Genomic DNA, 12,944 nt, shown 5'->3' on the forward strand with positions numbered 1-12,944 from the left:
AGCACGGCGGGCAGGGGTTCGACTGATTATAGGAAGGCAGCTCTTGCGGCCATCGGTTGCCTTTGAGCGCGTTTGGCGGCGCTTCCGCACCGGGGGATGCCTTCGACATTTCGCCGCTCCCGTGATACACTGGCGGGCTTCACGTTTTGCGTGAGGTGCTTGGCTTTTTGTGCCGGGCAATTCATGAAAGGGCTGATATGTACGCGGTCATAAAAACCGGCGGCAAGCAATACAAGGTTGCTGCAGGCGAAAAGATCAAGGTAGAACAGATTGCTGCGGACGTTGGCCAAGAGATCACGATCGACCAAGTTCTAGCAGTCGGCAGCGGCGCAGAACTGAAGGTCGGGACTCCCTTGGTTTCCGGCGCAAGCGTCAAGGCCACGGTTGTGGCGCAGGGCAAGCACGACAAGGTGCGCATCTTCAAGATGCGTCGCCGCAAGCACTATCAAAAGCGGCAAGGTCATCGCCAGACCTTCACCGAGCTTGAGATCAGTGCAGTGAACGCCTGAAAGGAGTCAAACCATGGCACAGAAAAAAGGCGGCGGTTCCACCCGGAACGGCCGTGATTCACAACCGAAGATGCTCGGCGTCAAGGTGTTCGGTGGTCAGGCTGTTCCGGCCGGCTCGATCATCGTGCGTCAGCGCGGTACCAAGTTCCATGCCGGCGCCAACGTCGGCACCGGCAAGGACCACACGCTCTTCGCGCTGGTTGATGGGGAAGTGAGCTTCGCCGTCAAGGGCCCGCGCAACCGGCAGACGGTGAGCGTGAAAGAACTGGGCTGAGACCTCCGCATCGAGGCCAGGCTCACATGAGCCCCGGTTCGCCGGGGCTTTTGTTTTTGCGCATCTTTTGCGCCAGTTGCAGCGCTCCGTTACCGTCGGTGCCTGTGTAAGACCGGATTGTTCAGTCATGAAATTCGTTGACGAAGCCACCATCGACGTGGCGGCCGGCAATGGCGGCAACGGCTGCATGAGCTTTCGCCGGGAAAAGTTCCTGCCCTTCGGCGGCCCCAATGGAGGCGACGGCGGGCGTGGTGGAAGCGTGTTTGCCGTGGGTGACCGAAATCTCAACACGCTGATCGACTTTCGCTACGCGCGACGGCATGAGGCGCGCAACGGTGAAAACGGGCGCGGTTCCGACCAATACGGTGCGGCAGCCGACGACATCGTGCTGCGCATGCCGATGGGCACCATCATCACCGACCTCGACACGGGGAACGTGATCGCCGAGTTGCTGGTGCCGGATGAGAAGGTGCTCCTCGCCAAGGGCGGCGACGGCGGTTTCGGCAATTTGCATTTCAAGACCAGCACCAACCGTGCTCCTCGGCAAAAGACCCCCGGCTGGCCGGGTGAGCATCGCAAGTTGAAGCTCGAGTTGCGCGTGCTGGCTGATGTAGGTCTCCTGGGGCTGCCGAATGCTGGCAAGTCCACGCTGATCGCCGCGATCTCGAATGCGCGACCCAAGATTGCCGACTATCCCTTCACCACGCTGCATCCCAATCTGGGTGTCGTGCGTGTGGCTGCGGAGCAGAGCTTCGTGGTTGCCGACATCCCCGGCCTGATCGAAGGTGCGTCGGAGGGGGCTGGGTTGGGGCATCTGTTCTTGCGCCATTTGCAGCGCACACATCTGCTGCTCCATGTGGTCGACATGGCTCCTTTCGATGACAGCATCGACCCCGTTGCTCAGGCCAGAGGTATCGTCTCGGAGCTCAAGAAGTACGACCAGTCCCTTTACGACAAGCCGCGCTGGCTGGTGCTCAACAAGCTGGACATGGTGCCGATCGAAGATCGCGAGCGTCGGGTCAAAGACTTCGTGAAGCGCTTCAAGTGGAAGGGTCCGGTGTTCCAGATTTCCGCTTTGACGCGTGAAGGTTGCGAACACATGGTGCAGGCGATCTACCAGCACGTCTCGAAGCTGAAGAACGTGGTTCCCGACGATCCCGACCCGCGTTTCGCCGATCCCCATCGAGACCTCGAGCAATCGCCATGACCGACGCCCTCAAGAACGCCAAACGCATCGTCATCAAGGTCGGCTCCAGCTTGGTGACCAACGAAGGCCGCGGGCTCGATGCCCAGGCCATCGGCAACTGGTGCCGCCAGATGGCGGCGCTGGCTGCACAGGGGCGCGAGGTGGTGATGGTGTCGAGCGGCGCGGTGGCCGAAGGCATGAAGCGCCTGGGCTGGGCAACACGGCCCAAGGAGATCCATGAGCTGCAGGCGGCTGCAGCCGTCGGGCAGATGGGGCTGGCCCAGATCTACGAGACCCAACTGCGCCAATATGACATGGGCAGTGCCCAAGTGCTGCTGACCCATGCGGACTTGGCCGACCGCGAGCGTTACCTGAATGCGCGCTCCACACTCCTGACGCTGTTGCGCTTGAAGGTCGTGCCGGTCATCAACGAGAACGACACGGTCGTCAACGACGAGATCAAGTTCGGGGACAACGACACACTGGGTGCGTTGGTGGCCAACCTTGTCGAAGCTGATGCACTGGTCATCCTCACCGACCAGAAGGGCCTGTATTCAGCCGATCCGCGCAAGGACCCGAGCGCACGCTTCATTGATGAGGCCGAAGCCGGTACGCCGGAGTTGGAACGCATGGCCGGTGGTGCAGGCTCGAGCATCGGCCGCGGCGGCATGATCACCAAGGTGCTGGCTGCCAAGCGCGCCGCAAGCAGCGGGGCTTCCACAGTCATCGCATGGGGCCGTGAGCCTGATGTGCTGTTGCGTCTGGCCGCCGGCGAGGCGATCGGCACCGCGCTGACCGCATCGACCGCCAAGCTGGCGGCGCGCAAGCAGTGGATGGCCGATCACCTGCAGTTCCGCGGTGCGGTGGTGATCGACGATGGCGCTGTCGCCAAGCTGCGAGACGAAGGCAAGAGCCTGCTGCCCATCGGCATGGTCGAGGTGCAGGGTGAGTTTGTGCGGGGCGACGTGATCGCCGTGCGAGACAAGGCAGGCAACGAGATCGCGCGAGGCCTGGCGAACTACGCCAGCTCTGAGGCTCGCTTGATCGCGCGCAAGCCTTCCAGCGAGTTCGAGCGGCTGCTGGGCTTCACCGGCGAACCGGAGATGATTCACCGCGACAACTTGGTGTTGGCTTGACGCTCAGGACGACGCCGGTTCGGGAGGCCCGCTCTCGTCAAGCGGTGTCGTGTTGGTGCTGCCCGCGTCATCGCGGTGGTGTGGCCGCATGCCTGAGCGCAGATAGCGGTTGTGGTGGTTGTTGCGAGGCAGGAAGCGCGCCAACTCGGTGAGTGCCATCTGGTACACGTCACGCTTGAACTCGATCACGAGGTCGAGCGGCACCCAATAGTCGTTCCAGCGCCAGGCGTCGAACTCCGGGTGATCGGTGGCGCGCAGGTTCATGTCGCTGTCGCGGCCCATCAGCTGCAGCAGAAACCAGATCTGCTTCTGTCCGCGGTAGTGGCCGCGGGCGTCGCGTCGAATGAAATGCTCCGGCACTTCATACCGCAACCAATCACGAGTGCGCGCGACGATGCGAACGTGTTCGGGCGACAACCCCACTTCTTCGTGGAGCTCGCGGAACATCGCCTGCTCAGGCGTTTCGCCGTATTTGATGCCCCCTTGCGGGAACTGCCAGGAGTGGGTGCGGATGCGCTTGCCCCAGAAAACCTGGTTCTTCGTATTGAGCAGAATGATGCCGACGTTGGGTCTGAACCCTTCTCGGTCGAGCATAATCAACCTCAAATTCTTTAATTGAATTCATTATTGCACTGGCTTTGCGGGAAGTGACCCCGCGGGTTTCCCCAGCCCTGCCGTGCAAGCCTCCGCTTCCCCCGCCTCTTCCCCAGTTTCCCGCTCATGAAAGCTTCTCAGTTTTTCATTTCCACGCTCAAGGAAGCGCCTGCCGACGCCGAGGTCACCAGCCACAAACTGATGATGCGGGCCGGCCTGATCAAACGTCTGGGCGCGGGCATCTACAACTACATGCCGATGGGTTTGCGGGTGATTCGCAAGGTTGAAAACATCATCCGCGAGGAAATGAACCGCGCCGGTGCCGTCGAGCTCTTGATGCCGGTCGTGCAGCCTGCCGAGCTGTGGCAGGAAACTGGCCGATTCCAGAAGATGGGCCCCGAGTTGCTGCGTGTGAAAGACCGGCACGACCGTGATTTCATCATCCAGCCGACGTCCGAAGAGGTCATCACCGACATCGCTCGCCAGGAGCTGCGCAGCTACCGCATGCTGCCGAAAAATTTTTATCACATCCAGACCAAGTTCCGCGACGAGCGCCGCCCGCGCTTTGGCGTGATGCGTGGGCGCGAGTTCACGATGAAGGATGCCTACTCCTTCGACCGGGACGTGGCGGCCGCCGGCAAGAGCTACGACGCGATGTATGCGGCCTACGTGCGCATCTTCGAGCGCATGGGCCTCGTGTTCCGTGCCGTGGCCGCCGACACCGGCGCCATCGGGGGTGACCGCTCGCACGAGTTCCAGGTCATCGCCGACACCGGCGAAGACGCCATCGCGTATTGCCCCGATTCCGACTACGCGGCCAACGTGGAGCTGGCCGAGGCGCTGCCGCTCATCGCCCAGCGTGGCGCTGCAAGCCAGGCCCTCGTCAAGACGCCGACGCCGGGCAAGAGCACTTGCGAGGACGTGGCCCAGCTGCTCAACCTGCCCTTGTCGCAGACGGTGAAGTCGCTGGTGCTGGCCACGGATGAAAAGAACGAGGCCGACGAGATCGTGAAGACGACGGTGTGGCTGCTGCTCGTGCGTGGCGACCACAGCCTCAATGAGGTCAAGGCCGGCAAGATCGAAGGTCTGAAGGAAGGCTACCGCTTCGCCACGGTGGCCGAAATCGAGGCGCACTTCGGCTGCAGGCCGGGCTATCTCGGCCCGATCGGCGTGAAGAAGCCGGTGCGCGTCGTGGCCGACCGCACTGTCGCTGCGATGAGCGATTTCGTCTGCGGCGCCAACGAAGCTGACTTCCACTTCACCGGCGCCAACTGGGGCCGTGACCTGCCCGAGCCCAGCGTGGTGGCCGACATCCGCAACGTCGTCGAAGGCGATCCCTCGCCCGACGGCAAGGGCGTGCTCGCGATGCAGCGCGGCATCGAGGTGGGCCATGTGTTCTACCTCGGCACCAAGTACTCGAAGGCGATGAACGCCACCTACCTCGACGAAAACGGCAAGCCGCAGCTGCTCGAGATGGGTTGCTACGGCATTGGTGTCACGCGATTGCTTGGCGCCGCCATCGAGCAGAGCCATGATGATCGCGGGATCATCTGGCCGGTGTCGATGGCGCCGTTCAGCGTGGTGCTGTGCCCGATCGGCTACGACCGTTCGGCCGAGGTCAAGGCCGCCGCCGATCGCCTGCACGACGAACTGCAGGCGCAAGGTGTCGACGTGATGCTCGACGACCGCGGCGAGCGCCCAGGCGCCATGTTTGCCGACTGGGAACTGATCGGCGTGCCGCACCGGGTGGTGCTGTCGGACCGAGGCTTGAAGGAAGGCAAGGTCGAATACCAGGGTCGCCGCGATGCGCAGGCCACGGCGGTGGCTGCGGCCGAGGTGGGCGCCTTCCTGAAAGGCCGGCTCTCGGCATGAGCGTGACGAGCGGGCTGGGCCGGCGACATCTGCTCGCCGCGGCGGCCTGGCCTGCATTGCAGGCCTTTGCGCCGGCTGCGCACGCGGGGGCACAAGTCGAGGAGCCGCTGGCCGACGCCGTGCGTTCGGCGCTGTCGGCAGCCATTGCCAACCGTGCGCCGCCCAAGCCGGTCTTCGACAACATCGAAGAACGCCTCGTCTACCTGAAGTGGCTGGGTGAGATGAGCAACCGCCTGAAAAAGCGCAAGGCCGAGCATGTCGCCCGCGTGGAGTTCCTCGAGACCGTCTGGTACGAGAGCACCCGCGCAGGGCTGGAGCAGTCGCTGGTGCTCGCGTTGATCCAGGTGGAAAGTGGCTTTCGCAAGTACGCCATCAGCCGTGTCGGGGCGCGGGGCTACATGCAGGTGATGCCGTTCTGGGCGCGGCTGATCGGAGAGGGCGACGTGGCGCGGCTTTTCCACATGCAGACCAACCTGCGCTTCGGTTGCGTGATCCTGCGCCACTACCTCGACCGCGAGCGGGGTGATCTCTACATGGCGCTCGGCCGCTACAACGGCAGCCGAGGCAGGCCGGAGTACCCGAACCTCGTGTTCGGTGCCCGCAAGGCCTGGACCTTCAAGCCCGCCTGAGCGAGCGGCTCAGAGCCCCGCCCAGGGCTTGGGCTGTGCCTCGTGGACCCCGAGCAGGGCGAGCACCCGCTCCACGGAGTCGTCGATCACCTCGTCGAGCGTGGCAGGGCGGTGGTAGAACGCCGGCAGGGGCGGGAAGACGATGCCGCCCATCTCCGTCACCGCGGTCATGTTGCGCAGGTGCGCGAGGTTGTAGGGCGTTTCGCGCGCGAGCAGCACCAGCCGGCGGCGTTCCTTGAGCGTGACGTCGGCAGCGCGGCTGATGAGGTTGTCGGACAGGCCGTGCGCAATCGCCGCGAGCGTCCTCATCGAACAGGGCGCGACGACCATGCTCTCGACGGGAAACGAACCGCTGGCGATGGCCGCGCCCACGTCTGCCGGGTTGTAGGCGGTGTGCGCCAGTGCCTCCAGCGCCTTCCGGTCGAGGCCCAGTTCATGGTGGGCGTTGAGCACGCCGGCCGGGCTGATGACGAGGTGGGTTTCCCGCCCGGCCGCTTTCAGGCGTTGCAGCAGCCTCTGCCCGTACACCGCGCCGGTGGCGCCGGTGATGCCGACGACGACACGGCCAGAGACAGAGGAGGTGGCCAAAGTCAGGCCTGGGCACCCAGGACCTGTTGCAGCTCACCGGCCTGGTACATCTCCATCATGATGTCGGAGCCGCCGATGAATTCGCCGTTGACGTAGAGCTGCGGAATGGTCGGCCAGTTGGCGTATTCCTTGATGCCCTGGCGCACACCCTCGTCTTCCAGCACGTTGAAGGTCTTGAGGTCGTTGACGCCACAGGACTTGAGGATCTGCACCGCGCGGCCGGAGAAGCCGCACTGCGGGAACTGCGCCGTGCCCTTCATGAAAAGCACCACGCGGTTGGACTTGACGAGGTCGTCGATGCGTTGTTGAACGTCGCTCATGGTCGTGGCCGGCTTGCGCCGGCAAATCAAATGGGGATAGGCGAGGTTATACGGCAAACGGCGCAGGCCCGAGCCCGTGCCCGCGCAAGCCCACGCAAGTCAGAACGAATAGGAAACGCTGACCTGCAGGAGGGGGGCAAACCGGAGGTCGCGCACCGTGTCGTCGAGGCTGGACGAGCCGATGGCGCCCTTGCCAAAACGCGTGCCCGAGCGCGGCAGGCCCATCAGGCCCAAGTCGGCCGACAGGCCCCAGCCGCCCTTGCTCGACCAGCCGGTGTAGCCAAGGCCGAGATAGGGCTGCGTCCCTGCTTCGGTGCCATCGCCGGCGGTGCGGCGATCCAGCAACGAGGGGCTGCTCCAGACGGAACTGCGTGAACCGAGCAGCACGCCGCTGGTGGCACGCCAGCCACCCGATGTGCCGAGCCATGGGCGGCTCAGGTAGTAGTCGCCCATGAGGCTGACGGTGTTGACCCGTTGTTGCTCGGCATCGCCCACAAGCTCGCTTCGCGCGGGAGCAGTGGTGCCGATGGACAGGCGGGCCTTGAGACCTTCCCAGGCTTGCGCGTGGCTTTGCGGGCTCGTTCCATCGCCGGCGTGCGCGGCCATGACCCCGAGCGACAGGGTCAGTGCGGCGAGCCAGCGGAAGGAGAGGGAACGCATGAAAAGGTCTCTGAAGGCAATGCCGTGAAAGTGAAGGTCATGCTACGCCGCTTGGCGGGGCGTGGGTAGCTTCTTAGTCCATTTGGAGGAGGCTCGAACTGGGAGATGTGCGGCAATGCCGCAACACTCGAGCGGAGGCTGTCTGCTCAGCGCCACTGCCCCCCGGTGCAGCGGCCGATTCCTGCCAAATCTTCCCGCGTCTGGACGTTCGCAAAGCCCGCTGCCAGAAGTAGCGCACGCACGTGCTGCGACTGGTCATGGCCATGCTCGAGCAACAGCCATCCCGAGCTGGCGAGATGGGCTGGCGCGTCGGAAACGATGGCGCGCAAGGCATCGAGGCCATCGACACCGGAAGTCAGCGCAAGTTCCGGCTCGTGTCTTAGCGCAGGCAGGTGCTTGTCGCCCAATGCGATGTACGGCGGATTGCTGACGACGAGGTCGAACTGCTGGTTCTTCGCGCCGCTCCACCAGCTTCCCAGCACGAACCGGATGTCGAGACCCAGGCGCTGCGCATTGGCTTCTGCGACCGACAGCGCCGCATCGCTGGTGTCTATGGCCGTGACCGTGGCCGAGGGATGGCGATGCTTCAGGGCCAGCGCGATGGCACCGCTGCCGGTGCCGAGGTCCAGCACGCGGGGCTCCAGAGGGCCACCCTGCAGCAGCGCCAGGGCCCAGTCGACGAGCGTTTCGGTATCGGGACGCGGGATCAGCACGTCGGGCGTGACCTGCAACATGAGCCCGTGGAATTCCTTCTCGCCGGTCAGGTAGGCGAGTGGCTCCCCCTGGGCGCGGCGCTGCAGCAAGGCCGCCACGTTGGACGCCTGCGACTCGGTCAGCGACACCTCATCGTGCGCCAGCAACCAGCTGCGCGGGCGTTGCAGCACGTGCTCGAGCAGCAGCTGCGCGTCGAGCCGGTCGACCCTGAGGGCGCGGGCGTGTGCCAGCGCATCGGCGATGCGGGTCATCACCCGCGCCCTTCCAGCTCTGCCAGTTGCTCGGCGGCACGCGCCGCTTGCAGCGCGCCGATCACATCGTCGAGCTCGCCTTCCATGATGGCGCCGAGCTTGTAGAGCGTGAGGTTGATGCGGTGGTCGGTGAGGCGGCCCTGCGGGAAGTTGTAGGTGCGGATGCGATCGCTGCGGTCGCCGCTGCCAATCAGGCCCTTGCGGGTGGCAGCCTCCTTGGCGGCGCGTTCGCTGCGGTCCTTCTCGCGCAGGCGCGCGGCCAGCACCGCGAGGGCCTTGGCCTTGTTGCGGTGCTGCGAGCGGTCGTCCTGGCATTCGGCGACGAGGCCGGTCGGCAGGTGGGTGACGCGGATCGCGCTGTCGGTCTTGTTCACGTGCTGGCCGCCGGCGCCGCTCGCGCGGAAGGTGTCGATGCGCAGGTCGGCCGGGTTGAGCTGGATCTCTTCGGCCGCGTCAGGCTCCGGCATCACCGCGACCGTGCAGGCACTGGTGTGGATGCGACCCTGCGCCTCCGTGGCCGGCACGCGTTGCACGCGGTGGCCGCCCGATTCGAACTTGAGTCGTGCGTAGACATCTTCGCCTTCGATGCGCAGCACCACCTCCTTGTAGCCACCAAGATCCGAACTGTTTTCCGACATCACCTCGCTGCGCCAGCCCTGGCGCTCCACGTAGCGGAGGTACATGCGCAACAGGTCTGCGGCGAAAAGGGCGGATTCGTCGCCGCCGGTGCCGGCGCGGATTTCGACGAAGGCGTTGCGGCCGTCGTCGGGGTCGCGCGGCAGCAGGGCCGTCTGCAGCTCGCCGTGCAGGCGCGTGAGGTCGGCTTCGGCGCTGGTGATCTCTTCCTGCGCCATCTCGGTCAGTTCGGGATCGGCCAGCATCTCGCGCGCCGATGCGAGGTCGCGCTCGCGCTGCTCATAGTGGCGAAAGCGCTGCACCAGCGACTCGACCTCGGCGTGCTCGCGGGTGAGGGCGCGGAAGCGGTTCATGTCGCTCGCGATCGTGGGGTCGGCGAGCGTGGCGTTCAGTTCGGCCAGCCGCATCGCGAGGCGTTCGAATTGCTGGCGCAGGGTGTCTTTCATGAGGGCTCCGGAAGCGGGAGGGGTCGGAGCGGGTGCCCGCGGATCACGGGGCAGGCAGGCGCTCCACCAGGGCGGCGGGCGCAGCGTCGCTAACGCTTGGGGTCGAGCGGTTTGTCGTCGAACGGATCGTGGGCGCTGCCACGCAGGAACAGGCGCGACACGGTCTGCGCCAGGGCCGGGCGGTGGGCATCGTCGGCGGCGTGCAGCTCGGCCAGCGCGCCGTGCAGCATCTTCTGCGTGAGGCCGCGCGAGAGTGCTTCCAGCACGGCCTCGACGTCTTCCCCCTTGGCGAGCAGCTTGCGAGCACGTGCGATCTCGGCGGCGCGCCAGTCGTTCGCCTGCGCGTTCAGGGCCTGGATCAGCGGCACGGCATCGCGCTGGCCCAGCCAGTGCACGAAGCTCTGTACGCCGCTTTCGATGATGGCCTCGGCCTGCTGCACCGCGGCCTGACGCTTTTCCCCGGCGCTTTGCACCAGGGCCGACAGGTCGTCGACGGTGTAGAGGTAGACGTCGGACAGGCGGGCCACTTCGGGCTCGACGTCGCGCGGCACGGCCAGGTCGACCATGAACATCGGGCGGTGCTTGCGGGCCTTGATGGCGCGCTCGACGGCGCCCAGGCCGATGATCGGCAGCGAGCTCGCGGTGCAGGAGATCACCGCGTCGAACTCCGACAGGCGCGAGGGCAGGTCGGCCAGGCGCAGCGCTTCTGCGCCGAAGCGGCTGGCGAGCTTCTCGCCGCGCTCCAGCGTGCGGTTGGCCACGGCCATGGCCTTGGGCTGGCGGGCGGCAAAGTGCGTGGCGACCAGCTCGATCATTTCGCCGGCGCCGACGAAGAGGACCCTGGTGTCGCGCAGGTCTTCGAAGAGCCGGGAAGCCAGTCGCACCGCGGCGGCGGCCATGCTGATGGAGTGGGCACCAATCTCGGTGGAGGTGCGCACATCCTTCGCCACGGCGAAGGAGCGCTGGAACATCTGGTGCAGCGTGGTGCCAAGCGTTCCGGCCGTGCTGGCTTCGCGCACCGCCTGTTTCATCTGGCCCAGGATCTGCGGCTCGCCCAGCACCATCGAATCCAGGCCGCTGGCCACGCGGAAGGCATGGCGCGCTGCGGCGCCGCCTTCGAGCACGTAGGCGTGGTGCATCAGCTCCTGGCTGTGCACGCCACCGCGGGCGGCCAGCCAGTCGACGGCCGGAGTGACGAGCGCCGGCTCGGCGGCGCAATACAGCTCGGTCCGGTTGCAGGTGGAGAGCAGGGCGACTTCGGGGCCATTGCCCTTGCCCGTGACGCGTTCGCGGAATTCCTGCAGCGTCGGCGCCAGCTGCTCGAGCGTGAACGCAAAGCGGCCCCGCAGATCCAGCGGGGCCGTCGTGTGGTTCAGGCCGAGGGTGAAAACGCTCATGTGCGCGAATTATAAAATTTCGAGCTATTTCGCGGGTTGTCGCCCGTCAGACCTGGAGCATGACGCAATGGGCGCCTTGGATGCGCTGTGGCATTTGTTGAATTTTTTCGCTCCGGCGGTCGGGGTGGGCGTCGTGGCGGCGTGGGGCGCCAAGCTGTTCTGGTGGCGCGAGCTGAAAGGCGTGTCGGGCTGGCGCATGGTGGCTTGGGCGGTGCCCGCTTCGGCGCTGGTGCTCATCGCCGGCCTGCTCTGGCATGGGCAGGACGGCAAGATGAGCACCTATGGCGCCATGGTGTTCGCCTGCGCCCTGGCCCTGTGGTGGGCCGGCTGGAAGGAACGCCGCTAGGCAGTCAGCCGGCTCAAGCCTCCGCCAGCGCCGCACTTTCCCGCGTGGCCACCTCGGCCCGCAGCGAGTGCGGGTAGGCCTCGGTGATCGTTACGTCGATCAGTTGTCCGATCAAGCGCGGCTGGCCTTTGAAGTTGACGATGCGGTTGCACTCGGTGCGGCCCATCAGCTCGTTGGCATCCTTGCGCGACGGGCCTTCGACCAGGATCTTCTGCACCGTGCCAACCATCGCCTGACCGATGCGGCGCTGGTTCGCCTCGATCACCGCTTGCAGGTGCTGCAGGCGCTTGAGCTTCACCTCTTGCGGCGTGTCGTCATGCAGCGCGGCGGCCGGTGTGCCGGGGCGTGGGCTGAAGACGAAGCTGAAGCTGCTGTCGAAGCCGACGTCCTCGATGAGTTTCATCATCTTGGCGAAGTCGTCTTCGGTCTCGCCGGGGAAGCCCACGATGAAGTCGCTCGAGAGGCTGATGTTCGGCCGCACGGCGCGCAGCTTGCGCACGGTGCTCTTGAACTCCATCGCGGTGTAGCCGCGCTTCATCGCCATGAGGATGCGGTCGCTGCCGTGCTGCACCGGCAGGTGCACATGGTTCACGAGTTGCGGCACGCGGCCGTAGGCATCGATCAGGCGCTGCGAGAACTCGTTGGGGTGGCTCGTGGTGTAGCGAATGCGCTCGATGCCGGGGATCTCGGCCACATACTCGATGAGCAACGCGAAGTCGGCAATCTCGCTCGTGTCGCCCATCTTGCCGCGGTAGGCATTGACGTTCTGCCCGAGCAGTGTCACTTCCTTTACACCCTGGTCGGCAAGACCGGCCACTTCGACCAGCACGTCGTCGAAGGGGCGCGACACCTCCTCGCCGCGGGTGTAGGGCACCACGCAGTAGCTGCAGTACTTGGAGCAGCCTTCCATGATCGAGACGAAGGCGGTCGCGCCCTCGACACGCGCCGGCGGCAGGTTGTCGAACTTCTCGATCTCGGGGAAGCTGATGTCGACCTGCGGGCGGCGCTCGTGGCGGCGCTGCGCCAGCATCTGCGGCAGTCGGTGCAGCGTCTGCGGACCGAACACCACGTCGACGTAGGGAGCGCGCTCGATGATGGCCGCGCCTTCCTGGCTCGCGACGCAGCCGCCCACGCCGATGAGCGTCCCCTTGGCCTTCAGGTGCTTGACGCGGCCGAGGTCGCTGAAGACCTTCTCCTGCGCCTTCTCGCGCACCGAGCAGGTGTTGAAGAGGATGAGATCGGCTTGCTCGACGTCATCCGTCGACTCGTAGCCTTCGGCGGCGTGCAGCACATCGGCCATCTTGTCCGAGTCGTACTCGTTCATCTGGCACCCGAAGGTCTTGATGAAGACCTTCTTCGGGGTCGGGCTCTGCATGGCGAGCCTCC

15 protein-coding genes are annotated in these 12,944 nt (G+C 65.4%); 7 read left to right on the plus strand and 8 right to left on the minus strand.

The features are described from left to right. Window positions 1-197: 197 nt before the first annotated feature. From rplU to proB, 4 genes are all read left to right on the plus strand, one after another. Window positions 198-509, plus strand: a complete 312-nt coding sequence (rplU, locus tag JI745_RS20635) for a 50S ribosomal protein L21 (protein ID WP_201811304.1) — start codon at window positions 198-200, stop codon at window positions 507-509. 13 nt (window positions 510-522) lie between these two features. After that, window positions 523-783 carry a 50S ribosomal protein L27 gene (gene rpmA, locus JI745_RS20640; RefSeq protein ID WP_201811306.1) on the plus strand — a complete coding sequence of 87 codons (261 nt, stop codon included), beginning with the start codon at window positions 523-525 and terminating at the stop codon, window positions 781-783. A 127-nt stretch (window positions 784-910) separates the two neighbouring features. Beyond that, a complete protein-coding gene (gene cgtA / locus JI745_RS20645) occupies window positions 911-1,990 on the plus strand; it encodes an Obg family GTPase CgtA (RefSeq protein WP_201811308.1) in 1,080 nt (359 codons plus the stop codon). Continuing rightward, window positions 1,987-3,105 (plus strand): glutamate 5-kinase, encoded by a 1,119-nt coding sequence (gene proB, locus JI745_RS20650; RefSeq protein ID WP_201811310.1) that lies wholly within the window; start codon window positions 1,987-1,989, stop codon window positions 3,103-3,105. Before cgtA ends, proB begins: the two co-directional genes overlap by 4 nt. Window positions 3,106-3,108: 3 nt before the next feature. On the opposite strand, the gene JI745_RS20655 is transcribed toward proB, so the two are convergent. Continuing rightward, a complete protein-coding gene (locus JI745_RS20655; protein WP_201811312.1) occupies window positions 3,109-3,699 on the minus strand; it encodes an RNA pyrophosphohydrolase in 591 nt (196 codons plus the stop codon). 126 nt (window positions 3,700-3,825) lie between these two features. Between JI745_RS20655 and JI745_RS20660 the strand changes: the two genes are divergently transcribed. Further along, on the plus strand, window positions 3,826-5,571 hold the full coding sequence (locus JI745_RS20660; RefSeq protein ID WP_201811314.1) for a proline--tRNA ligase: 1,746 nt from the start codon (window positions 3,826-3,828) through the stop codon (window positions 5,569-5,571). Next, window positions 5,568-6,200: a lytic transglycosylase domain-containing protein gene (locus JI745_RS20665; protein WP_201811316.1), complete on the plus strand. Its 633-nt coding sequence runs from the start codon at window positions 5,568-5,570 to the stop codon at window positions 6,198-6,200. Before JI745_RS20660 ends, JI745_RS20665 begins: the two co-directional genes overlap by 4 nt. A gap of 9 nt (window positions 6,201-6,209) precedes the next feature. Here JI745_RS20665 and JI745_RS20670 read toward each other — a convergent pair whose 3' ends face one another. From JI745_RS20670 to hemA, 6 genes are all read right to left on the minus strand, one after another. Further along, window positions 6,210-6,788 (minus strand): UbiX family flavin prenyltransferase, encoded by a 579-nt coding sequence (locus tag JI745_RS20670; protein WP_201811318.1) that lies wholly within the window; start codon window positions 6,786-6,788, stop codon window positions 6,210-6,212. Between the two features lie 2 nt (window positions 6,789-6,790). Further along, on the minus strand, window positions 6,791-7,108 hold the full coding sequence (grxD, locus tag JI745_RS20675; RefSeq protein ID WP_201811320.1) for a Grx4 family monothiol glutaredoxin: 318 nt from the start codon (window positions 7,106-7,108) through the stop codon (window positions 6,791-6,793). Window positions 7,109-7,207: 99 nt separating this feature from the next. Beyond that, the gene (locus JI745_RS20680) at window positions 7,208-7,768 is read right to left on the minus strand and encodes a hypothetical protein (protein WP_201811322.1); all 561 of its coding nucleotides are present in this window, start codon (window positions 7,766-7,768) and stop codon (window positions 7,208-7,210) included. A gap of 146 nt (window positions 7,769-7,914) precedes the next feature. Then, window positions 7,915-8,733, minus strand: a complete 819-nt coding sequence (gene prmC / locus JI745_RS20685; RefSeq protein ID WP_201811324.1) for a peptide chain release factor N(5)-glutamine methyltransferase — start codon at window positions 8,731-8,733, stop codon at window positions 7,915-7,917. Continuing rightward, a complete protein-coding gene (gene prfA, locus JI745_RS20690; protein WP_201811326.1) occupies window positions 8,733-9,815 on the minus strand; it encodes a peptide chain release factor 1 in 1,083 nt (360 codons plus the stop codon). Before prfA ends, prmC begins: the two co-directional genes overlap by 1 nt. A gap of 89 nt (window positions 9,816-9,904) precedes the next feature. Further along, window positions 9,905-11,212, minus strand: coding sequence for a glutamyl-tRNA reductase (gene hemA / locus JI745_RS20695; RefSeq protein WP_201811327.1), 1,308 nt, complete (start codon window positions 11,210-11,212; stop codon window positions 9,905-9,907). A 67-nt stretch (window positions 11,213-11,279) separates the two neighbouring features. Between hemA and JI745_RS20700 the strand changes: the two genes are divergently transcribed. After that, window positions 11,280-11,558, plus strand: coding sequence for a hypothetical protein (locus JI745_RS20700; protein WP_201811329.1), 279 nt, complete (start codon window positions 11,280-11,282; stop codon window positions 11,556-11,558). Window positions 11,559-11,571: 13 nt separating this feature from the next. Here JI745_RS20700 and miaB read toward each other — a convergent pair whose 3' ends face one another. Continuing rightward, entirely contained in the window at window positions 11,572-12,933 is a 1,362-nt protein-coding gene (gene miaB / locus JI745_RS20705; protein WP_201811331.1) for a tRNA (N6-isopentenyl adenosine(37)-C2)-methylthiotransferase MiaB, read from the minus strand. Window positions 12,934-12,944 lie beyond the last annotated feature (11 nt).

It is taken from the genome of Piscinibacter sp. HJYY11, assembly GCF_016735515.1.
In the GTDB taxonomy this organism is placed as follows: Bacteria; Pseudomonadota; Gammaproteobacteria; order Burkholderiales; family Burkholderiaceae_C; genus Rhizobacter.